Source organism: uncultured Sphingomonas sp., assembly GCF_964235535.1.
In the GTDB taxonomy this organism is placed as follows: domain Bacteria; phylum Pseudomonadota; class Alphaproteobacteria; order Sphingomonadales; family Sphingomonadaceae; genus Sphingomonas.
This window is the reverse complement of the sequence record NZ_CAXSBH010000041.1, coordinates 1-25,001: the sequence shown is the minus strand read 5'-3', so window position 1 is coordinate 25,001 and position 25,001 is coordinate 1. Positions and strand designations below refer to the sequence as shown.

The window sequence follows — 25,001 nt, the reverse complement described above, 5'->3', positions numbered from 1 at the left end:
GCCCGAGTTCGACACGCGGTATCGGCAAGACGTGGCACGGTTCTATGGGCGGTAAAAGGGGTGAACGGGTGAGGTGCGGGGAGCCGCCGATGCGGCTCTCCGTGCCTCGGGATCGGCGGACCGAATACGTCCGCAGCCCCGATCTTCCGCTTGGATGCGGGGCCGCAGCCGCATAGACTGCGGTCCGCATCATGCCCGCCCTGTTGATCCCGCCCTACCCACATCGATCCAGCGACTGGGCACCGGTATGGACGGCGTTCGTCGGGCGGCGCGCCAACAACAGCGTCCATGGCTGGCCCGAGGACGCCTTCCAATCGACCTGGAAGACGCGCCGGGTATTCGGCTACACCGTTCATGTCGTGTCCGATCCCGATGCGATCGGCCGCGTGCTGCTCGACAACAAGACTGATTACGAACGACCCGCCCTGGTGCGCAAGCTGCTGGGGGCGGCCCTGGGCGACGGGTTGTTCAATGCGGAAGGCGAAAGCTGGCGCGAGCAGCGCCGGATCGTCGCGCCCACCTTCTCGCCCGCCGCCGTGAGCGGCTTCGCGAACGTCATCGCCGAGGCGACGAGCGCGCGGGTCGCCCGCTGGAGGACCGACAAAGCGCCGATGGACATGGCCGCCGAGGCGACCGGCACCACCATGGCGATCATCGCGGCGACGTTGTTCGGCGGCGACGCCAGGCTGACCGCGCCCGCGGCGGCCGGGCACATCACCGCCATGCTCGACGCGGCGGGACGCGCCCGGGTCACGGCGCTGCTCGGGCTACGTTCACTCGGGCCGGGCAGCGGTCGCGCACGCGCCGGGGGTCGCTTCCTGCGCGACACGCTGGGCGCGATGGCGGACGAACGCGCGGCCGCGGGTGGTGGCAACGACTTCTATGGCGGTCTGGTCGCGGCGCTTCACGCCCGCTACCCGGCCGCGCAGGCGCGCGAACTGGCGATCGACAATGCGGTGGCCTTTTACGTCGCCGGACACGAGACTACCGCCAACGCGCTGACCTGGACCATCTATCTGCTCGCGGCTCAGCCCGAACTCCAAGAGGAGCTGCGGGCGGAAGCGCAAACGGCGCTGGTGGGCGAGATGGGCGACATCGACGCGCGGCTGCCGCGGCTGCGCGCGGTGCTGGACGAAAGCCTGCGTCTCTACCCGCCCGCGCCGCGGCTAGACCGCGAAGCCATGGCCGACGACGAACTGGCGGGCCGTACCGTACGCCGCGGCGACCTGGTGTCGATCTGGCCCTACGTGCTGCACCGGCACCGCGCGCTCTGGGACGAGCCGGACGCGTTCGACCCCGACCGGTTCGCGCCCGATCGCCGCGCGGCCATGCACCGCCACCAGTACCTGCCCTTCGGGGCCGGGCCGCGGGTATGCGTGGGCGCGCGGTTCGCGATCGTGGAAGCGCTGATCGTGCTGGCGCATTGGCTAGAGGCGCGGCGGTTCGCCGTCCGGCCCGGTCCCCCGCCGGTGCCGGTCGGCCGCGTCACGCTCCGCCCCGAGCGCGGCATGCCGTTGGCCGTGAGCGCGCTCTAACTTGAGGAAACCGTCGCTGTCCGAGGAATATGCCCATGGTCGGCGGGATGGCCTGCGTCTCGCTTTGTCGGTCCTGGCGGCGGAGGAGGCGAAATGGTCGGTGCTGCTCGGCGAGAGCCCGTCATGGCGGACCAACGCGATCAGGGAGGTCCGACACAAGACGCTGCAGGTGGCGCAGACGCGCGTACGGACCGTCCTGGGCCGACTGACGCCCAAGGACGGCAAGGTAATGGACATAGAGCTCGCCTCGGCCCTCGATAAGGTCGGGCTTTAGGATCGCCGCTCGAAGGATGTAACTCCGCCCGCCGATGTGGCCACGGCCGGACGTGCCGGCTTGCGGGGCATCCCGGCCTTCCCATCTTGCCGGGATGGATGACGAACTCACAAATCTGGGCCTGATCGACGAGGGCGACATCGTCCTGGACGAGGCCGCGCTTTCGCTGGCCCTGCTCGATCACCCCGAGACCGACCCGACCCCCTATCAGGAGCTGCTCGAAGAAATCGCGGTCCGGCTTGATGCCGCCGGTGACGACACGACGGGCGCGGAAGAGCGCGCCGATGCGCTCGCGCAGGTGCTGAGCCGGGAGTACGGCTTCACCGGCGACCGCGAAACCTATGACGATCCGGCGAACGCCGACCTGATCGAGGTCTTGGATCGCCGTCGCGGCCTGCCGGTCAGCCTTTCGATCCTCTATGTGGCGGCTGCGCGCCGGGTCGGTTGGCGCGCGGAAGTGCTCGATATTCCGGGCCATGTCCTCGTCCTGATCGGGAGCGAGGCGGCTCCCGTCATCGTCGATCCCTTCCGCGGCGGCATTCGGGTCGGTCGCGACGAACTCGCGGCATTGCTGACAGCCTCCGATGCGGGTTCCCCGGCGATCGTCGGCCGTGTGGCGGCGATGCCCAACCGGGCCGTCCTCGTCCGACTGTTGCTCAATCAGGCGACGCGTGCCGAGCGCACCGGCAAGGGCCGACGCGCGCTGGAGCTGTATGGCCGGATGACGGCGATGGCGCCCGGGTACGGTCACGCGTGGTGGGAACGCGCCCGTCTCGAGCTCGTCGACGGCGACGTGCCCGCGGCGAGGTGCAGCCTGACCGCCATGCTCGAGATCACGCGCGAGCCCGGACTCCGGCTGCGGGTATCGAACACCCTCCGCTCCCTTCCCGCATCATAGCCGCGGACCCGGTCACGAATATGGGCATCACCCGGCCCGCCGGGGTCGGTCGCGGCCGTGACGCTTTCCATCCACTCGGTCTAGGAAGCCCGGCCGACAAGGGTCTTGAGAGGCACGGCCGGATCGGCGAGCAGGGCGGGGTCGACCCGCGCGCGGGCGACGACCAGACCGCATAGTCCTTGACGGTGTTCACGCAATCCAGCGCCACCACCTGGCCCTCCTTCAGATAGACGATCGCAAAGCTCCGGGTGGCGGGATCGCCGCGCAGCACGGTCCGGTCGTGTCCCGTCGACAGCCCGACGGTCTGGAGCTTGAGGTCGTACTGGTTGGACCAGAACCAAGGCACGGCGTCATACGCCTCGAGCGACCCCGTCAGGGCCTTGGCGACGATCATGGCCTGTTCGTTGGCGTTCTGCACGGATTCGAGCCGGATGACCGCGCCGTCCGCGTACCTGTTGGCATGCGCCGCGCAGTCTCCGACCGCGAATACCTCCGCGAGCGAGGTGCGGCAGCCGGGATCGACCAGGACACCGTCGCCGCCCTCGGCGCCCGCGGTGAGCAGCGGTTCGACCGCCGGGACGATGCCGATGCCCACGATCACCATCTCGCATGGGATGACCGAGCCGCCCCGCAGGCGCACGCCGCAGGCCGCGCCGTCCCGCTCCTCGATCCGATCCACCGCGACGCCGAGCCGCACGTCGACGCCGCGCGCGCGGTGTTCGGCTTCGTAGAAGCGCGACAGGGGTTCGCCCGCGACGCGGGCCAGAACGCGGTCCTGCGCCTCGAGCACGGTCACCGACTTCCCCAGCTTGACCAGGACGGCCGCGACTTCGAGCCCGATATAGCTGCCGCCGACTATGGCGACACGGCCGACCTGGGGCAGCTCGCCGAGCATGCGGTCGATATCGGCCCGGGTGCGGACCCCGTGCACGCCGCGCAAGTGATGGCCCGGGCAGGCGAGGCGTCGCGGCGAGCCTCCGGTCGCCCAGACGAGATGTCCGTAGCCGGTCGTCCGGCCGTCCGCGAACGTTACCCGGTGCGCCGGGGCATCGACCGTCACCGCGCGCCTGCCGGGCAGGACCGCGATGCCGCGCTCGGCCCAGAAAGCCGGCTGACGGATCAGGATGCGCTCGAAGGGCTTTTCGCCGGACAGATACTCCTTCGACAGCGGCGGCCGTTCATAGGGCGGATCAGGCTCGTCGCCGGCTAGCGCGACCGTCCCGGCGAACCCGCGCTGCCGGAGCGCGGTCGCGGCCTGCGCGCCGGCATGACCCGCGCCGACGATCAGCACGTCGTAATGCTCCAACACGGTCATTCCGCGCTTTGCCGGGCATCACGGACTCGGTCCGCAGTCGTCACCAAGTATATGACCCCTCGCACACAGTTTCGCCCATCCGTAGGCAACGTGGCGCGGGGGCCGGCGGTGCGCAACGGTCGCCACGGCGCGACGACCAGGGCGGCGACCGGGCCGTCCTCGCCGTGATCATCCCGCGTAGGCTTCGTCCGCCTCAAAACTGCGCGGTGAAGCGTCCGTACAGGAAGCGGCCGTTGAAGCCGAACGGCGAGAAGGTGCTGTAGGGCTGGTAATAGGCGTCGATCGGATAGTTGCCGCCGACGGAGGCGGGCCTGGGTCCGGTCGGCCGCCGCGTCGGATAGACGTCGAACAGGTTGTTCGCACCCACCGCGAAGGTCGCGTGTTCGCGGAAGGTGTAGCGGACCTCTAGGTCGCTGATCCATTTGGGCGCGAGGCGCAGGTCGTCGGGGCCGCGCGCGGTCAGGCTCGTCGGCGTCGCGATCGGCACCGCCGCGCCGGGCGAGATCACCTCGCCGTAGCGCGTCGTGCGCGCGGAGATCCCGAACGCCCCGACCGTGCCGTCGGCGGACAGGACCAGCTTGTCCTCGGGCTGGCCGTCGGTGAAGCGGATGCCCTCCACGCGCCCGAACAGGACGAGGCCGGGTATCTGCGCCAGCGGCCCGAGCGCGTTCAGGCGACGGTCGATCTTGTTCTGGTTGTAGTTGTAGGCGGCGGTCAGCGACCAGCTGCCCAGGCCCCCGAGCCCGAACCGGTACACGCCGACCACGTCCACACCCCGCGTCGTCGTGTCCAAGCCGTTGATGAAGAAGCGCGCCGCGCCGACCGAGTTGAACCCGCCGGCGACCAGCACCCGCTGCACCGCCGCGTTGACCGCCGCCGTGCCGCTGCCCACCGCGCCGAGATTCTCCGTCAGCACGATGCGGTCGTCGATCTTGATCTGGTAGACGTCGGCGGTGATGCTGAGCCCGCGCAAGGGGTTGATCGACGCGCCCAGGCTGACATTGAGCGACTTCTCGGCATCGAGCTGTCTCGCGCCCAGCGCCTGCGCGACGGGGCTGTCGACGGGCAGCGTACTGATGTCGACGGGCTCGCCGGCGATGAAGTTCGTCGAGGTGGTGGTGAAGAATTGCTGCTGGAGCGATGGCGCGCGGAACCCGTTCGACACCGACCCGCGCACCGCGAAGCCATCGAACGGTTCGTACCGGGCGGCCAACTTGCCGTTCAGCGTGTCGCCAAAATCGGAGAAGCGCTCGTACCAGCCCGCTGCGTTGACGGTGAAGCGGGTGAAGATGTCCGTGTCGAACTCGATATAACCGGCGAAGCTGTCGCGGCTTCGGTCGGTCGCCGCCGACACGGGGAAGCCGGGGAACCCTTGCGCGCCGACCAACGCCGCGCGGCCCGGAGTGCGCGCCACGAAGAACGGCCCGGCCGCGTAGGATTGCAGCTCGCCCGGCCTGATCTTGAAGTTCTCGTCGCGGTACTCGCCGCCGAACGAAAAGGTCAGCGGTTTGGCCAGACCGAGATCGAACTCGCGCCCGAGATCGAGATTGACGGTGGTCTGGCCGAAACGAAGCTCGCCCGAATCGAACGACCGCTGGCTCTGCGGCCCGAACGATGTGTTGAGGCTGTTCACCGTGCGGTAGTCGAAGCCGTTATGGCCATAGACGAGCGACAGGTCGGCGGAGAACCCCGCCACGTCGGCGCGCAATCCGACCGCACCGGCGTAGTCCTCGTAATCGGTCGCGATCGCGGGAAGAAACCCGTCGGGGCGGAGCGGCGTGAAGTTCGCCGCGTTCGGCGTCGTCGCGGGCGTGATCGTGGAGAAGTCGCGGTTGTTGGCGGAGGCGGACTGGCGGAAGTTGGCCGCGCTGACGCCGTCGCGCTTGCTGTAGGAGCCGAAGGCATAGAGCTCGACCGGGCCGAGCGGCACGCCCGCGTTGGCGAACAAGTTGTAATCCTCGACCTGCGGATCGCCGAACTGGAAGTTCAGACGGTCGAAGGTGAGCTCGCGCGCATCGAACGCGGCGGTCGGCCGGTTGTAGTTGGGGCGGGGGTCGAAGCCTGCGCGGTTGGTGTTGTGGCGGTCGCGGTATTCGCCCGTGAGGTTCAGGTAACCCTCGGCCCCGAGCGGGATGCCGATGTTGGCGGCGATCGTCCACAGATCGCCGTCGCGCGCGCTGCGCTCGCCGTCATAGTTGCCCGCCAGGATGCGGCCGTCGACCGGATCGAAGAAGGGCTGGCCGGCCGCGTTGGTTTGGAGGCCGGTCAGCCGCCCGACATCCTCCAGCTGCGTTACGTATTTGCCGTAGCTGACCGAGACGGTACCGGTGTTCGTGCCGCGCTTGAGCTGGAAGTTGATCACGCCCGCGATCGCGTCCGACCCATATTGCGACGACGCGCCGTCGCGCAGCACCTCGACCCGCTCGATCGCGAGCGTCGGGATGGTGTTGATGTCGACCGCCGCCGCACCGCGCCCGACCGACCCATTGATGTTGAGGAGCGCGGAGGTGTGCCGCCGCTTGCCGTTGATCAGCACCAGCGTCTGGTCGGGGTTCAGGCCGCGCAGCGTCGCGGGGCGGATCACGTCGGTACCGTCGTTGATCGAGGGTTGGGGAAAGTTGAAGGACGGGATCAGCTGGTTCAGGATCTTGTTGGTCTCGCCCAGGCCCGAGGTCTGGAGCTGTTCGGACGAGATCACGTCGATCGGCACCGGGCTGTCGGCGGCGGTGCGGTTCGCGGCGCGCGTGCCGGTGACGATGATCGTCTCGGCGAGATCGTCGCCCGGAACGCCGTCGCGCGGCTCGGCGCCCGGCACCTGGCCCGCGGGCGGCGTGGCGGTCGTCTGAGCCCAGGCAGGCCCGGCCAGGGCGGAGGTCGCGAGCAGCGCGGCGGCGAACGTCTGGTGGATCCCCCGTGATTTCACCCAAATGCTACGAGTATGCGACGGCCCGGCAAGCGGCGTCGGGCGCAGCCCATGCGCGTTTCACCGGCGCTGTTGCAACGCGGCAACACACGCCGCGCGTCGCCGCGCTAGAGGATCGCGTGCGGTAGATAGCGCGCCAGGTCGCGCGTGATCGGGCCGTCGTCCTCGCGGATCGACAGCGCGACGGGCTCGTCGCCGACCATCCACGATCCCACCACCGCGTGGTTACCGTCGAAGACGGGGAGCGGATGCAGCGCCTGAACGATCCAGCCCTCCTCGCCGTAGCCGCCGGGCGGTCCCGCCTGGCGGGCGTCGCCGTCGACGAGTTCGATGTCGGCCCCCTCGCGCGAGAAAAGGGGTTTGCGGACATGGCGGTCGCCGATCTCCGCCACCGCCGCCTCGTCGCCCGCGAAAGCGGCGGGGAGCAGGTTGGGATGGCCCCTGTGCCGTTCCCACAACAGCGGCAGCATGCCCTTGTTCGACAGCACCGATTTCCAGGCGGGCTCCAGGAACAAGATCGCCGTACCGGGCAGGTGCTCCGCATAGGGTTCGCGGAGCATGTCCTCCCACGGATAGAGCTTGAACATCGCCGCGATCAGCACGCCCGCCTCGTCGACGAACCGGCCGTCGCCGTCCACGCCGATCCGGTCGATTGCGACGAACTCGGGATCGAGCCCGGCCTGGAGCGCGACGTCCTCCAGATATCGGACCGTCTGGCGGTCCTCGAGATGCGCCGCGTCGCCCGCGAAATGCAGCACGCTGCCCGTGGTGAACAGCGCGGCGAGGCGCTCCTTCAGCGCGTCATGGAGGCGATTATACTGGTCGGCGTCGGCGGGCAGCCGCTCCGCCTTGATCATGTCCTCCAGCCAGCGCCACTGGAACAGCGCGGTCTCGAAGATGCTGGTGGGCGTGTCGGCATTGTATTCAAGCAGCTTGGCGGGCCCTGCGGACGCGCCGCCGTAACTGAAGTCGAACCGTCCGTAGAGGCTGGGCGCGCGGGCGCGCCACGAGTTCGCCACCACGTCGCGCATCGCACGCGGGATCGCGAGCCGGTCCATCAGCTCCTCGCTCCCGACCACTTCGTCGACCAGCGCCAGGCACAGACCGTGGAGCTCGGCGCTGGGAGCCTCGATCCCCTCCTCCACCTCAGCGAGCGTGAAGCGGTAATAGGCGCGCTCGTCCCAGTAGCGCGCCCCGTCGGCATGGTGAAAGGTGAAGCCCATCTCCTGAGCCACGGCCTCCCAGTCGGGCCGCTCCGCGACTTGGACCCGCTCCACTATTCGCGCGGAAGCTTGAGCGGATGGCGCGACTCGTCCGCTAAGCGCAGCGGCTCGCCCGCGGGCGGCGCGGACAGGCGCGCGAGTATGTCGTCGGCCGAGTTCGCGCCGCCAAGCAAGCCGGCGTCCTTTAGCTTGGCGTCGAGGTCCGCCCCGGTGCGCATATCTTCCAGCTCGTTCGCCGCGCGGAAGCGCTCCTCGCGGATCATCTGCTGCTCCTTGATCCGCTTCAGGCTGTCGGCCGCCGACCCGAGCGATGAGCCCGCCGAATTGTGGGAGGCGGCGACGGCGGCCTGCGCCTTCTGCATGCTTTCGTTGGCGCGCACGACCTCGACCTCGCGGCGCAGCGCATCGACCTTGCCGTCGCTCTGCTTGATGACGGCGCGGATGCGGTCCTCGGCGGCGCGCATTTCGCCGGCCTGGGGCTGCTTGGTCGACAGCTCGGACTCGATCGTTGACAGCCGTTCGGCGACCTGGCGGGCGAGGTCCATGTCGCCGCGGCCGATCGCGGCGCGCGCCGACGCCTCGTATTTGGACTTCTGGCCGCCCAGCGCCTCCATGTCCTTTTCCATCATCCGGCGCCTTGCGGTCAGTCCGGCCAGGTCATCGCGCGCCTTGGCCTGCGCGCTCCCGGCGTCGCGGATCTGCTGGTCCAGGATCGTGAGCGCGCGGGCGTCGGTGACCGACTGCCCCGCCTCGTACGCGCTGCCGCGCACCATGGTGACGAGCTGCTTCCACATCGACATGCGTCCTTTGTCCTTCAGGCGGCGAATTCGGCGCGCAGGTCACCCGCGGCGTCGATGGCGTTCTCGGCGAGGACGCGCAGTTCCAGCGTGATCGCGCTCAACGGGGACTCGATCGCGAGCTCCCCGATCAGCTCGTAATAATCGCGCCCGTCGACCTCGGTGATCGCGAAATTCGACAGCGGCACCAGCTTCTGCGCCTTCAGGATGAAACGGTTGAACGCGTCGGCGTCGGGCTGCTCGTCGACGGGCCACAGCAGCGTCGACACGACGATCTGCTCGCCCGCGACCGACAGGAAGATAGACAGGTCGCCGTGGCGCGGCATCGAAACGCGCAGCACGGACTCGGCACCGTCGATCAGTTCGACCGCGAACTCGTCGGCGAGATCGGGTGAGCGCAACGCCTCGCCGAGGCTGGAGGTAGTCCAGGACTGCGGTGCACCGTCGGTCATTCAACTCTCCCCAAGGGCGCTTGACACCCCAATCATAAGACCGCAGCAACCGGTACGAAAGGGGGGTCGCGTGCCCGATGGGTCGATCCGGTCTGAACGCGCTGCTCCGCCGCCTGTATCTCGCGGCAGGCGAGCTGCATCCGGGCGTCATGCTGGCGCTGCTGCTCGTTCACATGACGCTGGGCTGGCTTTTGCTCGGCTGGGCGGGGGAGGAAGCTCTCGCGCGGCCGGTCGATTACGCTTATTGGTACCTCACCACCGCGACAACGATAGGGTACGGCGATCTCAGCCCCAAATCGGACGGGGGACGGATGATCGCGGCGTTGTTCGTGATGCCGGGCGCGGTGGCGCTGTTCACGGCGGCGCTGGCGCGCTTCTTCGCCGGGGTCGCGGGGCGGTGGCGACGGCGGCGGCAGGGCATGGGAGATTATAGCGAGGTGGACGGGTTGGTCGTCATCGTCGGCTACGACCGCGAGCGGACGCCGCGCATGATCGCCGAGATCACCGCCGACGCGCACGCCGCCGAGATCGTGCTGGTCGCGGTCGACGCGCTGGAGATCGACGATCCCACGTACCGCTTCGTCCAGGCGGCCTCGCTCACCGCGCCCGCCGACCTGTGCCGGGCGGGCGTGGCGAACGCGTCGCGCGTCGTGGTGTACGCCGCGTCCGACGCGGAGACGTTGGCCGCGACGCTGGCGGTCACCGCGCTGAACGAGGGCGGGCATGTCGTGTGCTTCCTGCGCGATCCCGACACCGCGCGGCTGCTGAACGCGCATTGCCCGACGGTGGAGGTGGTGTTGACCCCCACGGTCGAGCTCGTGGTCAAGGCGCTGAGCGATCCGGGCTCCAGCCGCTTCATCGCCCAGCTCGCCAGCCATACCGACGAGGGCGCGACGCTCTACGCGACGCGGGCTCCAAGCGAAGGCGATTTCGACGGCTATGCCGGGCGGATGCGCGCGCGGGGCGCGGTGCTGGTCGCGACCTGCGCTCCCGGCGACCCGTGCCCCCGCTTCGATCTGGACGCGGCCGTCCGCGCCGGCGACCGGCTGTTCTACCTGGCCAAGACGAGGGTGGCGGCGTGATCTGGGGCAAGCTGTTCGGGAGCGGCGGCGGGAGTGAGCCCGGGCCGCGCGTGGCGGAGGTGCGCAACGTCACGATCGGCCGGCAGGTGCGGCTCGATCCGCTGGCCTGGCGGACGCTGGAAGGCGCGACCTTTTCGCTTGCGCGCGACACGCTGGAGATCACCGCGCAGGGGCTGATCAAGCTCGACGAGGGCGGTTACGTTCACCGCTTCTACACCGACGACGAGCTGATGCTGCAGGCGGTGAGCCAGGCCGCCGACGGGTCGGACGCGGACGACTTCACGCTCTTCCAGCCCTGGCGCAGCGCCTATCCGGCGAACCGGGGCGAGCGCGAGGCGTTCCTGACGCGGCTGTCGCGGAACCGCTTCGAGGAGCCGGGCCTGCCCCCGTTCGACCGCTATTGGTACGAGGGCGACGAGGGGACGCAGCCGCCCGTCCGGTTGTGGGAAGCGGTATATCATGAGCGCGACGGCGAGCCCGTACGGCACATTCGCCAGAGTTGCATGTTGTATGCGCGCGCGGTGCCGCCCGCGGGCGAGGAATTGCTGCTCGCGCTGGCGATGGAGCCGGAGGGCGGCGACTATACGCATGAGATCATGATCGGGCTGGCGGTCTCGCCCGGCGAATTCACCGCCTGACCTTAGCAAGGAACCGACGATGAACCTGAATTTCGAAGCGTTCGCGACGGGGGCCGGCCATTTCCTGGTGGCGTTCGGGCTGGCGGCGTTGTTCCTCGCCGTGTTCAAGCGGCTGTATCAGATGTCGACGCCGTATGACGAAGCCAAGCTGATCGGGCAGGGCAATGTCGCGGCGTCGGTGGCGCTGGGCGGCGCGATCATCGGCTTCGCGCTCCCGCTCGCCTCCGCGCTGACGCAGACCGCCGACCCGGTCGAGTTCGCCGCCTGGGGGCTGCTGGCGGGCGTGATCCAGATTCTCGCATCGCTGCTCGTCCGCCGAGTGATCGTGCGCGACATGGTCGAGCGGATCGAGGCGAACAACGTCGCCAGCGCGGTGTATCTCGCGGCGACGTCGATCGGCGTGGGCCTCCTCAACGCCGCTTCGATGACCTATTGAGGATAGGACCATGAGCGATCCCATCCAACACCCTAGCCGCCGCAAGCGCTCCGTCGCGGCCGGACTCTCCGCGGTAGGCGCGGCCGCGATGCTGTCGGGCTGCGACCCGTCGCCGTCGATCGAGCAGGTCTCCCGCGAGCAGCATGGCGAGCCGACGGAAGTGTCGGCGTTCCAGTCGGTTTCCGAATGCGTCGCGAGCGGCCCATTCAGTCAGGTTCAATGCGAGGAGGCGCAGAAGACCGCCCAGGCCGAGGACGAGCGCGCCGCACCGCGTTTTGCCGACCAGCAGACCTGCGAGGAGCAGCACGGGGGCACTTGCCAGAGCCGCAGCTCGGGCGGACAGAGCTTCTTCACGCCGCTCCTGACCGGCTTCATGATCGGGCAGTTGCTGAACGGCGGGCGGTCTCCTTACCGGTATGGCGGGCTGTACCAGGACCGGCGCAGCGGCGGATACATCACGGGCGGCGGTGCGCAGCTGTTCAACGGCGGTTACGGCGGGCGGTCGACGGGGTTCCAGGTCGGCAACCGCGCGCTGACCAACCCCGTCACGACGCAGCGCATCCAGACGAGGAGCTCGGTGGTGTCGCGCGGCGGCTTCGGCGGGCGCGCCAGCGCGCGTTCGGGCGGATGGGGCGGGGGAAGCTTCGGCGGCTGAGCGCGAGCTAGCGCCCGGCAAGCTCACCCAGCGTCACCGGGCGAAAGTCGCGCGCGTCGACGCCGACGTCGTACTGGCGTTGCATCGGCTTCAGCCTTCCATGGCTGTGCCCATGCAGGTTCAGCGCGCGCCGGCCCTGACCGTTCCAGCTGCGGAACGGATAGTGGCACAGGACGAGCGACACGCCGTCCACCGCGATTTCGGCATAGTCGGCCACGCTCGCCCAGCCGGACGCCGACGCGGTGCCGGGCGGATCGTTGTTGCCGCGTATCAGGTGCTTGGTCCCGTGCAGGCATTTCAGAAGCACGGGCACGTCGGCGGCGCGGCGGGCGATGTCGCCCAGGTGCCAGACCTCGTCGTCGGGCGCGACCGCCGCATTCCAGTTCGCGAGGAGCGCCACGTCCATCTCGGCGACCGAGGCGAACGGGCGGCGGCCGACATTGAGTACGCGGTGATCGCCGAAATGCGTGTCCGAGGTGAACAGGACGGCCACCCGGTCACCGGACCGCAAAACCGCGCAGTCGCCTCACCGCGCCGTCGCGCGCTTGCGGCCGAGCCGAGCGCCCGCGACCGCGCGTTGTCGCTTTGCCAGCGGTTCGTCGCAGTCGTGCGGCATTACCACGGGCACCGTCAGGCACATGCTCTGCGTCGGCAGCACGTCGCGCCAGTCGGCGATCAGTTGCTTGTAAGCGCGGCCGACCGCCCGGATGTTGCGGTCGAGATCGAACAGCCCGAGCGGGTTCACCCGGCCGTTCTTCTCGCGCAGCGCGCTGTCCCAATCGACCTGATCGGTCAGCGAATACCAGGTGAAACCGACGATCGGCGTGCCCGTGTTGCGGACGCGCAGGACGTTGGCCCATTGCTTCCACAGCCAGTCCACCGCCTCCGTGCCGAGCGGACCTTCGGCCATGTTGGTTTCGGTGTGCATCACCGGAAGCATGTAGCGGTCGTGATATTGCCGGGTGATCTCGTCGTAACCGAACACCTCGCCCGATGCGGAGGTGGAGCCGTCGGCGCGCACGCGGTGCTCGTTGGTGACGTAGTAATCGTTGCCCAGGATCGAGTGCTGCTTAAGCCGGTTGTCGAGGAAGAAGTGGTACTCTTCGCGCGTCATGCCGTTGTCGAGCAGATATTCGTACATCTCCGAATCGACGCGCCGACCGTAATTGAGGTCCAGCGTAAGGAAGCGCTGCGAGTTGAGGAGCTCCGCATGCTTAATCGCGGCGGGGTTTTCCGCATGGTAATATTCGGACGATTCCGACTGGATGAAGATCGCGTCGGGCCGCGCCAGCAGAATGGCTCGCATCGCCAGCACGTTCGCCTTGACGATGTTCTTGAGCGCGTTGACGAAGGTGCCGTCGGTCGTTCCCTGCTCGTTCCACCAGCCGTAACGCGCGGAAAAGGTCGCGCAGATGAACATCTCGTTGACCGGCGTGTAGAGCTGCACCCATGGATAGCGCCGCGCGAAATCGCTTGCGTAGCCCGCGAACAGATTTGGGAAGTCGGGGTTTTGAAAGTTGCCGATCCAGTCGGGAACGCCGAAATGACACAAATCGACTATGGGCACGATGTTGCGGTGCTTGAGCTCGGCGAAGGTCTCGTCGGAAAATCCCCAATCGTAGCGGCCCTCGCCTAGCCACGTCGTGTGGATGGGAGGGCCGTAGCGGAGATACCCGATCCCCATCTCCGCCACGAGCGCGAAGTCCTCGCGCCAGCGCTCGTAGAAGCCGCAGGACTCCATCTCGTCGACGCGGACGCGCCCGCCATCGATGGTCGGCACGCTGTTCTCGATGCCGGTGGCGAACATGAAGCTGGTGATGATAATTCTCCCGCTGATCGACGGGAACGCGGGCGGACGGGAAGGGGTCCGCCGGAGCAATGCTCCCAGCGGCGCAATCGTGCTAGGCGGCGCGCGAGACCACGGAGCGGTAGCTTGGCTCCGGGATTGGCAGTCCCTCATCGCGCGCGACGTCGACCCATAGCTCGATCGCGACCTGAGCCTCGGCGACGGCCTCGGCTGGCGTATCGCCATGCGCCGAGCAGGATCGTAAATCCGGCACGTTGGCGATCCAGCAACCGTCCGGCTCGTAACAGAATACATCGATGTGATAGTGGGGCGTCATCACTGGTCCGGCTCCAACCCGCTCTCGCGCACCATATCGAGGAACTCGCGCACCTGATAGTCCTCGGCGTTCTTTCCGCGGGGCTGGATCACGAGCAGGTCGATGCGTGCGGGATGGCGAACCGTGCGGTGGCTGCCACGCTGCCGCAGTTCAACGAACCCGAACGCGTCGATCAGCTACTCGAAATCACGAAACGAGTGCCCGCGTGGGTTGGCGAGAAAACGGGCGTAGAGCTTGGCGATGCGGGTCACGGCAGGTCTCCTTACCCGCGGGTTCGCAGGATCACGAGACCGTCGTTACCGCCGTCAACACGCCGTGATAGTGGGCGGCTGTTGTCGCGAGCCGCGCGACAACAGCCTACCGCGCCGCCCGTCTCCCCGCCCGGACCGCGCTCTGCTTGCCGTAGCGGGTCTTCCGCGTGCCCGGCTTGCCCTCGTTCGATCGGCCCATGATCGGCGCTTTCTGCTGCTCGGGCGGGAGGCCGAGCTCGTCATTCTCCAGTTGGCGGATCTCGTCGCGCAGGCGGCCGGCGGTCTCGAACTCCAGGTCGGACGCGGCGCGGCGCATCTGCTTTTCCAGATCCTCGATGTAGGCGCGCAGATTGTGGCCGACCATGTGCGGGCGGTCCCCAGGGTTATTCGGGTCGATCGGGATCGTCACCTGGTCGCCGCTGGCCACATGCGCGATCACGTCGGCGATGTTGCGGCGGATAGTGGTCGGCGTGATGCCGTGTTCGAGGTTGTACGCCTCCTGCTTCTCGCGCCGCCGCCCCGTCTCGAGCATCGCACGCTCCATCGAACCGGTGATGCGGTCGGCATAGAGGATCACGCGCCCGTCCACGTTCCTGGCCGCGCGGCCGATCGTCTGGATCAGCGACGTCTCCGACCGCAGGAACCCCTCCTTGTCGGCGTCGAGGATCGCGACCAGTCCGCATTCGGGGATGTCCAATCCCTCGCGCAACAGGTTGATGCCGATCAGCACGTCGTACACGCCCAGGCGCAGGTCGCGGATCAGCTCGATGCGCTCCAGCGTCTCCACGTCCGAATGCATGTAGCGGACCTTCAGCCCCGCCTCGTGCATGTATTCGGTCAGATCCTCGGCCATGCGCTTGGTCAGCGTGGTGACGAGCGTGCGGTACCCCTTCGCGGCGGTCGCCTTGCACTCCCCGATCAGGTCCTGGACCTGCTCCTCGACCGGCTTGATCTCGATCGGCGGGTCGATCAGCCCGGTCGGGCGGATCACCTGCTCGGCGAAGACGCCGCCCGTCTGCTCCATTTCCCACCCGCCCGGCGTCGCCGAGACATAGGTGGTCTGCGGGCGCATCGCGTCCCATTCGTTGAACCGGAGCGGCCGGTTGTCGATCGCGGACGGCAGGCGAAATCCGTATTCGGCCAGCGTCAGCTTGCGGCGGTGGTCGCCCCTGGACATGCCGTTGATCTGGCCGATCGTGACGTGGCTCTCATCGACGAACAGCATCGCGTTTTCGGGCAGATACTCGAACAAGGTAGGCGGCGGCTCGCCGGGCAGGCGACCCGTCAAGAAGCGGCTGTAATTCTCGATACCGTTGCACGAGCCCGTGGCGGCGATCATCTCCAGGTCGAAATTCGTCCGCTGCTCGAGGCGCTGATGCTCGATCAGCCTGCCCTCCGCCTCCAGTTCCTTCAGCCGTTCGGTCAGCTCGTGGCGGATCGCCTCGGTCGCCTGCTTCATCGTCGGGCCGGGCGTGACGTAATGCGAATTGGCGTAGATGCGGACCGAGTTCAGCACCGCGTTCTTGCGGCCCGTCAGCGGATCGAACTCGACGATCTCCTCGATCTCGTCGCCGAAGAAGGACACGCGCCAAGCCGAGTCCTCATAGTGCGAGGGATAGATCTCCAGCGTGTCGCCCTTGACGCGGAAGTTGCCGCGCTGGAACGCGGCGTCGTTGCGCTTGTATTGAAGCGCCACGAGCTTGCGGACGATCTCGCGCTGATCGACCGACTGGCCCTTCTTCAGGTCGAAGATCATCGCCGAGTAGGTCTCGACCGAGCCGATGCCGTAGATGCACGACACCGACGCGACGATGATCACGTCGTCGCGCTCAAGCAGCGACCGGGTGGCGGAATGGCGCATCCGGTCGATGCCCTCGTTGATCGACGACTCCTTCTCGATGAAGGTGTCCGACCGGGGCACGTACGCCTCGGGCTGGTAATAGTCGTAATAGCTGACGAAATATTCGACCGCATTATCCGGGAAGAACGATTTGAACTCGCCATATAACTGAGCCGCCAGAATCTTGTTGGGGGCGAGCACGAGCGCGGGACGCTGCAGCGCCTCGATCGTCTTGGCGACGGTGAAGGTCTTGCCCGATCCGGTAACGCCTAGCAGCACCTGGTCCTTCTCGCCCGCGCGCATGTTCGCGACCAACTCGGCGATCGCGGTCGGCTGGTCGCCCGACGGCGTATAGTCGGTAACGAGCTTGAACGGCCGTCCCCCTTCCGCCTTTTGCGGCCGCGCGGGGCGATGGGGAACGAACTCCTCGCCCGATTCCGGCTCGGCGAGGCTGGTGCGGATCTGGATGGCCATGCGCATGGATATGGGGCCGCGTTCCCGTTTCGTCACGCCCGTTTCCTCATAGGGGTGACGCGCGGTGGCGAGCGCGTTACGCTTCCCGAAAAGGGGAACACCACATGCCGCTACGCCACTTCTTCCTCGTGGCCGCCGCCGTCGCCGGGCCCGCTTATGCGCAGACCGATTACGCCGCCGCCGTGAAGGCCGATTACGACCGCGACCTGGGCAAGCTGTGGGACGAGTTCCACCGTAATCCCGAGTTGTCCTTCAAGGAGATCAGGACCGCCGCGCGCATGGCCGCCGAGTTGCGCAAGGTCTCCGGCATGGTCGTCACCGAAAAGGTCGGCGGCACGGGCGTGGTCGGCGTGCTCAAGAACGGCGCGGGGCCGGTGGTGCTGGTGCGCGCGGACATGGACGGCCTGCCGGTCGAGGAGAAGTCGGGGCTGGCGAATGCCTCCAAGGCGCGTCAGGTCGGGGTGGACGGCGTCGAGGCCCCGGTCATGCACGCCTGCGGCCACGATACGCACATCACCGCGATGGTCGGCACCGCGCGGCGGCTCGCGGCGCTGAAGGACCGGTGGCAGGGAACCGTCGTCTTCATCGTCCAGCCGGCCGAGGAGCGCGTGGGCGGGGCCAAGGCGATGATCGCCGACGGACTTTATACCCGCTTCCCCAAGCCGGACTACGCCGTCGCGTTCCATGTCGACGCGGACGGCGCGGCGGGCGTCGTGTCGGCGTCGGAGGGCATCCAGTACTCCTCGTCCGACTCGGTCAACATCACCGTGCCCGGCGTCGGCGCGCACGGGGCGAGCCCGCACCAGGGCAAGGACCCGGTCTATATGGCGTCGCAGATCGTGATCGCGCTCCAAGGGCTGATCAGCCGCGAGCGCCAGCCGCTCGACCCGGGCGTGATCACGGTCGGGTCGTTCCATTCGGGGGCCAAGCACAACATCATCTCCGAGGAGGCCAAGCTCCAGGTAACGGTGCGCGCGAACAACGAGGCCGAGCGCGCGCGGCTGCTCGCCGGGATCAAGCGCGTCGCGGCGGGGGTGGGAACGCTCAACGGCATGCCCGCCGACAAGATGCCGCGCGTGGAGGTGCCCGAAGGCACGCCCGTCACCACCAACGATCCGGCGCTCGCGCGGCGGCTGAACGCGGTGGTCGCGACCGCGCTGGGCGCGGAGCGGGTCAAGCCGTTCGTGCAGGAGGGCATGGGCGCGGAGGACTTCGCCTACCTCGTCGAGGCCAAACACGGCATCAAGGGCTATTATTTCGGCGTGGGCGGCACCCCGCAGGGGGCGCTCGACGCCGCGAAGGCGGGCGGTCCGCCGGTCGGGTCGCACCATTCGCCCCAGTTCAAGATCTCGCCCGAGCCCGCGATCGTCACGGGCACGGTCGCGACGGTCGCGGCGGTGCTCGACCTGCTGGGGCCGGGCGCGGTCGTCGCGGCGAACTGAACCACCTTACGAGCAGGAGAGAACGCATGATCGGCTACGCGACCTTGGGCACCAACGACATCGACCGGGCGCTGACCTTCTATGACGGGCTGTTCGCGGCCATCGGCGGCAAGCGGCTGATGCAGATGCCCGACGAGCGCCAGCTCACCTTCTACGGCGCGGGCCGCGGCCAGCCGATGCTGGCGATCGGCCGACCCTATGACGGCGGCGCAGCGACCGTCGGCAATGGCGTGATGATTTCACTGATGATGGACGGCCGCGATCAGGTCGACGCGGTGTACGCCAAGGTCATGGCGCTGGGCGCGGCCGACGAGGGTGGGCCCGGGACACGCGGTCCCGAACAGATGGGCTTCTACGGCGCGTATTTCCGCGACCCCGACGGCAACAAATTCTGCGCCTACAAAATGGGCTGAGAGGAAGGACGCGCGTGACCGAAGAGAAGGGCCACGGCAGCGACACCGCCAAGAAGGCCAACGCCAAGGCGGCCAAGGAAGGCGAGAGCAACCCGCGTAAATCATCGGCGGCGCAGGCCGAGTTGGGAAAGAAGGGCGGCAAGGCGAAGAAGAAGTAGCGATGCGGGGCAGGGGACATCGCCATCCTCCTCCCCCGTCACCCCGGACTTGTTCCGGGGTCCATCGTGGTCCGCACCCGGACCGGACCGGGTGCGCACAACGATCGATGCCGGATCAAGTCCGGCATGACGAGCTAGGGAGAGGCGGGCTCGGCTTCCGTCAGAGCATCGTGCGCACCGCGTCGGTGTCGAGACGGCGGAGCAATTCGGCGCGCGGCACCGCGGGGACGGGCGGGCGCGGGGCGAGCGGCGGCACCGTGAACGGTCGCCCTATCCCGACCGGCGCGAATCCCGTCTGCCCCGTTTCGCGCATCGCTTCGGCGAGCAGGCGGGGCGGGGTGTCATAGGCTTCGTACGACAGCCGGAACGTACCCCAGTGAATCGGGATCGCGGTGGTCGCCCCTAAACGGCGGAACACCTCGACCGCGTCGACCGGGCCGATATGGCTCCCGCTCGCCATCTGGCCCGGCTGGAACCGGAACGCGCCGATCGGGATCAGTGCGAGACGAATCGGGCCGTGGCTCGCCGCCTCCACCGGCCAACGCCCATCACCCATGCCGGTGTCGCCCGCGAAGAACAGGTTGCCGCCGGGCAGGCGCACCACGAAGCTAGACCAGAGCGCGCGGTTGCGGTCGGTGAACCAGCGGCTGCCCCAATGGTGGTTGCGGTTGACGATCACCTCGACCCCGGGCCGGACGGAGACGCGTCCGCCCCAATCGAGCGCGGTCGCGCGCGCGCCCACCTGTCCGATCACGCTGTCGTTACCCAGGCTGGTCACGATCGTCGGCTTGTCGCGGTCCCACAGCCGCTTGAGCGTCTTAAGATCCATGTGGTCGTAATGATTGTGGCTGAGCAGCACGAGATCGATGGGGGGCAGGTCTTCGAACCGTACCCCCGGCGCCGCGACCCGCTTCGGCCCCAGCCAGAACGGCCCGGCATTGCGGCTCCATACCGGGTCGGTCAGGATATTTAGCCCGTTCGTCTGCACCAGCACGGTCGCATGGCCGATCCAGGTCGCGACCATGCGCTCGCCCTCGACGCGGGCCTCCGGACTAGCGGGCGTCACCGCGACCGAAGCGGGCCAGTCCGGCCGCCCGTCGCGCCCCGTCAGGTTGTTCCAGAAGAACCGGCCACGGCTGCCGCCGCCGGGCGGGTGGGCGGTGTCCTGGTCGCCGTCGGGGTTGAAGAAGCGCTCGCCGTCGAAATGGTCGGTCGCGGGTCCTCGGTAATAGATGCGGTCGAGAAAGCGCGGCGCGATCGTGACGAGCAGCGCGGCCGCGACGAACAAGGCGAGCAGGGAGAGGCCGACGAACTTCAGGATGACGAGCAAGGAGCGGCTCCGCGGGTGAGCAGGACTAACGCAGGTTGCAGGCGATCGGTCCGTCTTCGTCCGACCGTCATGCCGGACTTGTTCCGGCATCCATCGTTGTGCACACCTGTCGCACGCCGAGCGCGTACGACGATGGACCCCGGAACAAGTCCGGGGTGACGAACCGGGGGGATGTGAATGCGCTATCTAGCAGTCGGGCTGATGCTTGCGGTAGCACCCGCCGCCCAAGCCCGCGATGCCGTCGTCGAGGAACGCTCGATCGACCAGCTCCAGGCGGACATGACCACGCGCCGCGCCACCTCCGTCGACCTAGTCCGCGCATATCTCAAGCGGATCGAGCAGCTGGACCGGCGCGGGCCGATGCTCCGCTCGATCATCGCGCTGAACCCGCAGGCGCTGGCGCAGGCCAAAGCGCTCGACGCGGAACGCCGGGCCGGGCGGGTGCGCGGGCCGCTCCACGGCATCCCCATGCTGATCAAGGACAATATCGACACGCTCGAGATGCCGACCACCGCCGGCTCGCTCGCGCTGCGCGACAACCATACCCGCCGCGACGCGCCCGTGGTGGCGCGGTTGCGCGCGGCCGGAGCGGTGATCTTGGGCAAGACCAACCTGTCCGAATGGGCCAACATCCGCTCGAACAACTCGATGAGCGGCTGGAGCGCGGTCGGCGGCCTCGTCCGCAACCCCTACGCGCTCGACCGCACCGCCTGCGGCTCGTCCTCGGGCTCCGGCTCGGCGGTCGCGGCGAGCCTGGCGGCGGCGGCGGTCGGGACGGAGACCGACGGCTCGGTCGTCTGCCCCGCCTCGATCAACGGGCTGGTCGGGTTCAAGCCGACGCTGGGCCTGGTCAGCCGGACGCACGTGGTCCCGATCAGCCACAGCCAGGACACGCCCGGCCCGATGGCCAAAACTGTGCGCGACGTCGCCGCGATGCTCGGCGCGATGGTGGCGAGCGACCCCGCCGACCCCGCCACGACCGGGGCCGACGCGCGCCGCCGTGACTATGTCGCCGGGCTGTCGGCGAGCGCGCTGTCGGGATTGCGGGTCGCGGTCTACCGGCCCGACAACATGGGCACGGACCTGACCGCGCGCTTCGACGCGGCGTTGGCGGTGCTGCGCGAGGCGGGCGCGGTGCTCGTGGACGTGAAACGCCCCGAACTGGGCGGCCTGGGAGACGCTGAACTGACGGTGCTGCTGACCGAACTCAAGGCCGATCTCGACGTCTATCTCGCGACGGCGCCGCCCGGCGTCGCGACCCGTACGCTGGACGCGGTGATCGCGTTCAATATCGCGAACGCCGCGACCGAGATGCCGTTTTTCGGCCAGGAGCTGTTCGAACAGGCGGCCAAGACCAAGGGCCTGCGCGATCCCGCCTACCTCGCCGCGCGCGCCAAATCGCTCAGGCTCGCGGGCGCGGAGGGGATCGATGCTATGCTGAAGACCGCGAACGCCGCCGTGCTCGTCCAGCCCAGCTACGGCGCGGCGTGGCTGACCGATCCCGTCCACGGCGACCAGTATAACGGCCCCAGCGCGTCGGGACTGGCGGCGGTCGCGGGCTATCCGAACCTCACCGTGCCGATGGGGCTGGTGGACGGCCTGCCCGTGGGGCTCAGCTTCGTCGCGACCGCCTACGGCGACGCGGCGGTGCTCGGCGCGGGTTACGCCTACGAACAGCGCTCGCGGGCGCGGACCGCCCCACGGTACCTTCCTACCGCCGACGCCGGGCCGGGGCTGGAGGGCGCGTCACCGAAGTAGGTCGGCGCGCACATGGATGGCGCGCAAGGATACGCGCACCTCGATCATGAAGCTCATGAGCGATACGATCAGCATCATCATCGCCAGGATGAAGGTCACGGCGACCGCCGGGCCGATATGCAGGTCGGTCAGGCTGCCGACGAACAGCAGCGCCACCACGGTGCAGGTCAGCACCGCGCTCGTCACCGCCAGGAACAGCGCCAGGTTGATGATCGTGATCCGCCGGTCGAGCAGCCGCAGCTCCCAGACGTGCCGGTCGTGCTCGGGTCCCGTCGAGAGCGGATGGAGGTCGGACAGCGCGCGCGAGCGGTCGACGACGCGCGCCAGCCGTCCCGCGAGCACGTTCAGGAGCGCGCAGATGCCCGTAAGCATGAAGATGGGCGACAGCGCGAGCTGGATCGTCTGCGCGATCGCGGACACGGCGGGAAGCGTATGTATCACGCGCGCCGTCTCGCTCAACCGCGGATCGGTCGCAAGGGCGCAAACAGGATGGTAAGCAGTGGGGCCGTACCGCTCGGGCCATGACAGCCCCGCTTCGCCCCGACGCCTTCCGGCATGCGCCTTCGCGGGTCGAGGCGCGGATGGTGGACGGCCTGCCGATCTGTCTGGACGCGGTCGCGGACGGCGGCCCCGCCTCCCACGCTTTCCTGCGCCACGGCTGGTTCGCCGCAGCGGTCGAGGCCTACGGCGGCGTTCCGCGCACGCTGGTTGTTCGGGTGGACGGCGATCCGGCGCTGGCGCTGCCTATGGTGCCCGTCGGGCCCCGCGCATTCGGCTTGGCGACCGTGCCTGGCAGCTATTGGCCGTTCCGCGGCTATCCGCTCGCTTATGCGGACGACGCCGTCCTCGGCGCTGCGCTGACGGCGCTCGCCCGGGAGGTCCGGGCCTTGCGCATCGGCCCGGCGCCCGACGGCGACCCGTCGGTCGCGCCGTTGCTGGAGGCGGCGCGCTCGCGCGGCTGGGCGGTGCTGGACCGCCTCGTCGGCGACGGCTGGCTGTTCCGTCTCGGCGACGCGCATGCGGGCGGCGACTGGCCGCGAGCCTCCACGCTCAAGAAGAACCGCTTCCACGAAAAGCATTTGGGCGCGCACGGTGCGCTCGCCTGGCGCTTCGCGGGCGAGGACGACTGGCCCGCCGCCTTCGACCGGCTCGCCGCCGTGGAGGAGGTCAGCTGGCTCGCCTCGCGCACCGACGGGCGCGACGCCAAGTTCACCCGCCAAGGTCACGGCGCGTTCTGGCGAGTCGCCGCGCGCGACCCGGTCCTGCGCGGCATCATGCGCGCGGCGACGCTGGACATCGATGGCCGCCCGGCCGCGTTCTCGTTCGATCTCGTATCGGGCGATACCTGCTACGCGGTCGCCAACAGCTACGATCCGGCGTTCGCCAAGCATTCGCCGGGCAAGCTCCTCTACACCCGCAACCTCCAGGACTTGGCCGCGCGCGGCGTCGCCCTTGTCGATTGGGGCATGGGCGACAGCGGCTACAAGCGCGTGATCGGCGCGGAGCCGGGTCCGCCTCTGCGCGACTGGCTGCTCGTCAGGCCGGGCGTTTCGGCGACGGCGGCGCGGGCATTCGCGGGCTGGTGGATGCGGCGCCGTCAGACGCGGACGTAGCGGAAATACCAGACCTCGCGGCCCGCGCGGCGGGCCTTGCGCTCGTAGCGCGTCTCCGGCCAGTCGTCGGGACGGGTCAGGAAGTCGGCGGGTGTGCGCGCCTGCCACACGAAGTCGCGCCGCCGGTCCATCACCGCCATCGCCCAACGGCAATAGGTCGGGTCGTCGGTACCGAGCCGAAACTCGCCCCTGGGCGCGAGCTTGGCGGCGATCAGGTCGAGCGGGCCGTGATTGACCATGCGGCGCTTGGCGTGCCGCGCCTTGGGCCAAGGGTCGGGATGGAGCAGGTACGCGCGCGCCAGCGACGCGTCCGGCAGTCGGTCGAGCACATCGAGCGCGTCGCCCATATGCAGGCGCACGTTGGCCAGCCCGCGCTCGCGAATGTGCGTGAGCGCGCCCACCACGCCGTTCAGGAACGGCTCGCAACCGATGAAGCCCGTATCCGGCGCGGCCTCCGCCTGCGCCGCCAGATGCTCGCCCGCGCCGAAACCGATCTCCAGCTGCAACGGTCGCGCGTCGCCGAAGAGAGCGATAGCGTCGAGCGGGCCCGTGTCGGGGACGCTCAGGGAGGGCAACAGCTCCTCGACCAGCGCGGCCTGACCGACGCGGAGCTTATGCCCCTGACTGCGACCGTACAGACGGCGGATGATGGCGGGATCGTTCATTCTACTTTCGTCATGCCGGACTTGTTCCGGCATCCATCGTTGTGCGGCATCGGCGAGCGCAGGCTATCGCGCAACCATGGACCCCGGAACAAGTCCGGGGTGACAAGAAAGGTTGACGCAACCGGTTCGACCTATGCCCCGAACAATTCCAGCTGCTTCACCTTCGGCGCGACCACCGTGCGCAGGTCGGCGCGGTCCGCCAGCGCCACCGGCCGCCAATCCTCCGCCACCAGGAACGGCCTGACCTTGGCGATCGAAGCGGTCAGCCGCGCCACGTCGTCGAGCCGCAGCCGCCGCCAGCGCCGGGCCCGCACGATCGCGTCCACCGCCTTTACGCCCAGCCCCGGCACGCGGAGCAGATCCTCGCGCGGGGCGCGGTTCACGTCTACGGGAAAGCGGTCGCGGAATTTGAGCGCCCAGGCGAGCTTCGGGTCGATATCGAGCGGGAGCATGCCCGTCGCCTCGTCGGCCGCCGCAACGACCTCGTGCGGCTGATAATCGTAAAAGCGCATCAGCCAGTCGGACTGGTACAACCTGTGCTCGCGCATCAGCGGCGGACGCGACAGCGGCAGCACCGCGCTAGCGTCGGGGATCGGGCTAAAGGCGGAGTAATAGACGCGGCGCAGCCCGAACCGGTCGTAGAGCGTCGATGCGCGCGTGACGATGTCGCCGTCGGTCGCCGCGTCCGCGCCGACGATCATCTGCG

Annotated in this window: 24 protein-coding genes and 2 pseudogenes; 12 read left to right on the top strand and 14 right to left on the bottom strand. The window is 68.7% G+C overall.

The genetic code is table 11. The annotated features are described in order from the left end of the window. Nucleotides 1–191 precede the first annotated feature (191 nt). From ACFE7F_RS11885 to ACFE7F_RS11875, 3 genes are all read left to right on the top strand, one after another. The gene (locus ACFE7F_RS11885) at nt 192–1,535 is read left to right on the top strand and encodes a cytochrome P450 (RefSeq protein ID WP_375404059.1); all 1,344 of its coding nucleotides are present in this window, start codon (nt 192–194) and stop codon (nt 1,533–1,535) included. A 1-nt stretch (nt 1,536) separates the two neighbouring features. Then, nucleotides 1,537–1,809, top strand: a complete 273-nt coding sequence (locus tag ACFE7F_RS11880; RefSeq protein ID WP_375404058.1) for a hypothetical protein — start codon at nt 1,537–1,539, stop codon at nt 1,807–1,809. A gap of 94 nt (nt 1,810–1,903) precedes the next feature. Further along, nucleotides 1,904–2,707 carry a SirB1 family protein gene (locus ACFE7F_RS11875; protein WP_375404057.1) on the top strand — a complete coding sequence of 268 codons (804 nt, stop codon included), beginning with the start codon at nt 1,904–1,906 and terminating at the stop codon, nt 2,705–2,707. Nucleotides 2,708–2,787: 80 nt separating this feature from the next. On the opposite strand, the pseudogene ACFE7F_RS11870 reads toward ACFE7F_RS11875, so the two are convergent. From ACFE7F_RS11870 to ACFE7F_RS11850, 5 genes and pseudogenes are all read right to left on the bottom strand, one after another. Continuing rightward, nucleotides 2,788–4,022: pseudogene (locus tag ACFE7F_RS11870) on the bottom strand (NAD(P)/FAD-dependent oxidoreductase). 193 nt (nt 4,023–4,215) lie between these two features. Beyond that, the gene (locus ACFE7F_RS11865; RefSeq protein WP_375404056.1) at nt 4,216–6,945 is read right to left on the bottom strand and encodes a TonB-dependent receptor plug domain-containing protein; all 2,730 of its coding nucleotides are present in this window, start codon (nt 6,943–6,945) and stop codon (nt 4,216–4,218) included. Between the two features lie 107 nt (nt 6,946–7,052). Beyond that, the gene (locus ACFE7F_RS11860; RefSeq protein ID WP_375404055.1) at nt 7,053–8,222 is read right to left on the bottom strand and encodes a glutathionylspermidine synthase family protein; all 1,170 of its coding nucleotides are present in this window, start codon (nt 8,220–8,222) and stop codon (nt 7,053–7,055) included. Beyond that, nucleotides 8,222–8,968 carry a PspA/IM30 family protein gene (locus ACFE7F_RS11855; RefSeq protein ID WP_375404054.1) on the bottom strand — a complete coding sequence of 249 codons (747 nt, stop codon included), beginning with the start codon at nt 8,966–8,968 and terminating at the stop codon, nt 8,222–8,224. Before ACFE7F_RS11855 ends, ACFE7F_RS11860 begins: the two co-directional genes overlap by 1 nt. Nucleotides 8,969–8,982: 14 nt before the next feature. Then, entirely contained in the window at nt 8,983–9,417 is a 435-nt protein-coding gene (locus tag ACFE7F_RS11850; RefSeq protein WP_375404053.1) for a YjfI family protein, read from the bottom strand. Between the two features lie 77 nt (nt 9,418–9,494). Here ACFE7F_RS11850 and ACFE7F_RS11845 point away from each other — a divergent pair, with 77 nt between their 5' ends. The 4 genes from ACFE7F_RS11845 to ACFE7F_RS11830 are packed head-to-tail and all read left to right on the top strand — an operon-like array spanning nt 9,495 to nt 12,228. Further along, nucleotides 9,495–10,499, top strand: a complete 1,005-nt coding sequence (locus ACFE7F_RS11845) for a potassium channel family protein (protein WP_375404052.1) — start codon at nt 9,495–9,497, stop codon at nt 10,497–10,499. Beyond that, nucleotides 10,496–11,137 carry a DUF2491 family protein gene (locus ACFE7F_RS11840; RefSeq protein ID WP_375404051.1) on the top strand — a complete coding sequence of 214 codons (642 nt, stop codon included), beginning with the start codon at nt 10,496–10,498 and terminating at the stop codon, nt 11,135–11,137. Before ACFE7F_RS11845 ends, ACFE7F_RS11840 begins: the two co-directional genes overlap by 4 nt. 19 nt (nt 11,138–11,156) lie before the next feature. Further along, nucleotides 11,157–11,573 (top strand): DUF350 domain-containing protein, encoded by a 417-nt coding sequence (locus tag ACFE7F_RS11835; protein WP_375404050.1) that lies wholly within the window; start codon nt 11,157–11,159, stop codon nt 11,571–11,573. 10 nt (nt 11,574–11,583) lie between these two features. Then, nucleotides 11,584–12,228 (top strand): DUF1190 domain-containing protein, encoded by a 645-nt coding sequence (locus tag ACFE7F_RS11830; protein WP_375404049.1) that lies wholly within the window; start codon nt 11,584–11,586, stop codon nt 12,226–12,228. 7 nt (nt 12,229–12,235) lie between these two features. Here the strand turns inward: ACFE7F_RS11830 and ACFE7F_RS11825 are convergent, their stop codons facing one another. From ACFE7F_RS11825 to uvrB, 5 genes are all read right to left on the bottom strand, one after another. Beyond that, complete coding sequence (locus ACFE7F_RS11825) at nt 12,236–12,721, bottom strand: metallophosphoesterase family protein (protein ID WP_375404048.1); 486 nt, start codon at nt 12,719–12,721, stop codon at nt 12,236–12,238. A 33-nt stretch (nt 12,722–12,754) separates the two neighbouring features. Beyond that, entirely contained in the window at nt 12,755–14,035 is a 1,281-nt protein-coding gene (locus ACFE7F_RS11820; RefSeq protein WP_375404047.1) for a family 1 glycosylhydrolase, read from the bottom strand. 94 nt (nt 14,036–14,129) lie between these two features. Further along, the gene (locus tag ACFE7F_RS11815) at nt 14,130–14,351 is read right to left on the bottom strand and encodes a type II toxin-antitoxin system HicB family antitoxin (RefSeq protein ID WP_375404046.1); all 222 of its coding nucleotides are present in this window, start codon (nt 14,349–14,351) and stop codon (nt 14,130–14,132) included. Further along, a complete protein-coding gene (locus ACFE7F_RS11810; protein ID WP_375404063.1) occupies nt 14,351–14,524 on the bottom strand; it encodes a type II toxin-antitoxin system HicA family toxin in 174 nt (57 codons plus the stop codon). Before ACFE7F_RS11810 ends, ACFE7F_RS11815 begins: the two co-directional genes overlap by 1 nt. A gap of 184 nt (nt 14,525–14,708) precedes the next feature. Continuing rightward, nucleotides 14,709–16,916, bottom strand: coding sequence for an excinuclease ABC subunit UvrB (gene uvrB / locus ACFE7F_RS11805; protein ID WP_375404062.1), 2,208 nt, complete (start codon nt 16,914–16,916; stop codon nt 14,709–14,711). 104 nt (nt 16,917–17,020) lie between these two features. Here uvrB and ACFE7F_RS11800 point away from each other — a divergent pair, with 104 nt between their 5' ends. The 3 genes from ACFE7F_RS11800 to ACFE7F_RS11790 are packed head-to-tail and all read left to right on the top strand — an operon-like array spanning nt 17,021 to nt 18,929. Then, nucleotides 17,021–18,358, top strand: a complete 1,338-nt coding sequence (locus tag ACFE7F_RS11800) for an amidohydrolase (RefSeq protein ID WP_375404045.1) — start codon at nt 17,021–17,023, stop codon at nt 18,356–18,358. A gap of 26 nt (nt 18,359–18,384) precedes the next feature. Beyond that, a complete protein-coding gene (locus tag ACFE7F_RS11795; RefSeq protein ID WP_375404044.1) occupies nt 18,385–18,771 on the top strand; it encodes a VOC family protein in 387 nt (128 codons plus the stop codon). Nucleotides 18,772–18,785: 14 nt separating this feature from the next. Further along, entirely contained in the window at nt 18,786–18,929 is a 144-nt protein-coding gene (locus ACFE7F_RS11790) for a hypothetical protein (RefSeq protein WP_375404043.1), read from the top strand. Between the two features lie 160 nt (nt 18,930–19,089). On the opposite strand, the gene ACFE7F_RS11785 is transcribed toward ACFE7F_RS11790, so the two are convergent. Beyond that, a complete protein-coding gene (locus ACFE7F_RS11785) occupies nt 19,090–20,250 on the bottom strand; it encodes an MBL fold metallo-hydrolase (RefSeq protein ID WP_375404061.1) in 1,161 nt (386 codons plus the stop codon). A 186-nt stretch (nt 20,251–20,436) separates the two neighbouring features. Here ACFE7F_RS11785 and ACFE7F_RS11780 point away from each other — a divergent pair, with 186 nt between their 5' ends. Beyond that, nucleotides 20,437–22,017 (top strand): amidase, encoded by a 1,581-nt coding sequence (locus ACFE7F_RS11780; RefSeq protein ID WP_375404042.1) that lies wholly within the window; start codon nt 20,437–20,439, stop codon nt 22,015–22,017. Here ACFE7F_RS11780 and ACFE7F_RS11775 read toward each other — a convergent pair. Further along, on the bottom strand, nt 22,006–22,455 hold the full coding sequence (locus ACFE7F_RS11775; RefSeq protein WP_375404060.1) for a DUF2721 domain-containing protein: 450 nt from the start codon (nt 22,453–22,455) through the stop codon (nt 22,006–22,008). The genes ACFE7F_RS11780 and ACFE7F_RS11775 overlap by 12 nt on opposite strands. An 83-nt stretch (nt 22,456–22,538) precedes the next feature. Between ACFE7F_RS11775 and ACFE7F_RS11770 the strand changes: the two genes are divergently transcribed. Next, nucleotides 22,539–23,630: a GNAT family N-acetyltransferase gene (locus ACFE7F_RS11770; protein ID WP_375404041.1), complete on the top strand. Its 1,092-nt coding sequence runs from the start codon at nt 22,539–22,541 to the stop codon at nt 23,628–23,630. Here ACFE7F_RS11770 and ACFE7F_RS11765 read toward each other — a convergent pair. Further along, the gene (locus tag ACFE7F_RS11765) at nt 23,615–24,295 is read right to left on the bottom strand and encodes a tRNA (guanine(46)-N(7))-methyltransferase TrmB (RefSeq protein ID WP_375404040.1); all 681 of its coding nucleotides are present in this window, start codon (nt 24,293–24,295) and stop codon (nt 23,615–23,617) included. The two genes, ACFE7F_RS11770 and ACFE7F_RS11765, sit on opposite strands and share 16 nt — an antisense overlap. 131 nt (nt 24,296–24,426) lie before the next feature. Next, nucleotides 24,427–25,001 (bottom strand): annotated as a pseudogene (locus ACFE7F_RS11760) (biotin synthase); the annotation flags it as partial.

Bases quoted from the DNA above. Each gene is read 5' to 3' on its own strand.
- ACFE7F_RS11885 (WP_375404059.1), top strand. From the start codon at position 192: ATGCCCGCCCTGTTGATCCCGCCCTACCCACATCGATCCAGCGACTGG.
- ACFE7F_RS11875 (WP_375404057.1), top strand. From the start codon at position 1,904: ATGGATGACGAACTCACAAATCTGGGCCTGATCGACGAGGGCGACATC.
- ACFE7F_RS11855 (WP_375404054.1), bottom strand. From the start codon at position 8,968: ATGTCGATGTGGAAGCAGCTCGTCACCATGGTGCGCGGCAGCGCGTAC.
- ACFE7F_RS11850 (WP_375404053.1), bottom strand. From the start codon at position 9,417: ATGACCGACGGTGCACCGCAGTCCTGGACTACCTCCAGCCTCGGCGAG.
- ACFE7F_RS11845 (WP_375404052.1), top strand. From the start codon at position 9,495: ATGGGTCGATCCGGTCTGAACGCGCTGCTCCGCCGCCTGTATCTCGCG.
- ACFE7F_RS11835 (WP_375404050.1), top strand. From the start codon at position 11,157: ATGAACCTGAATTTCGAAGCGTTCGCGACGGGGGCCGGCCATTTCCTG.
- ACFE7F_RS11830 (WP_375404049.1), top strand. From the start codon at position 11,584: ATGAGCGATCCCATCCAACACCCTAGCCGCCGCAAGCGCTCCGTCGCG.
- ACFE7F_RS11820 (WP_375404047.1), bottom strand. From the start codon at position 14,035: ATGTTCGCCACCGGCATCGAGAACAGCGTGCCGACCATCGATGGCGGG.
- ACFE7F_RS11815 (WP_375404046.1), bottom strand. From the start codon at position 14,351: ATGACGCCCCACTATCACATCGATGTATTCTGTTACGAGCCGGACGGT.
- uvrB (WP_375404062.1), bottom strand. From the start codon at position 16,916: ATGGCCATCCAGATCCGCACCAGCCTCGCCGAGCCGGAATCGGGCGAG.
- ACFE7F_RS11800 (WP_375404045.1), top strand. From the start codon at position 17,021: ATGCCGCTACGCCACTTCTTCCTCGTGGCCGCCGCCGTCGCCGGGCCC.
- ACFE7F_RS11795 (WP_375404044.1), top strand. From the start codon at position 18,385: ATGATCGGCTACGCGACCTTGGGCACCAACGACATCGACCGGGCGCTG.
- ACFE7F_RS11780 (WP_375404042.1), top strand. From the start codon at position 20,437: ATGCGCTATCTAGCAGTCGGGCTGATGCTTGCGGTAGCACCCGCCGCC.
- ACFE7F_RS11770 (WP_375404041.1), top strand. From the start codon at position 22,539: ATGACAGCCCCGCTTCGCCCCGACGCCTTCCGGCATGCGCCTTCGCGG.
- ACFE7F_RS11765 (WP_375404040.1), bottom strand. From the start codon at position 24,295: ATGAACGATCCCGCCATCATCCGCCGTCTGTACGGTCGCAGTCAGGGG.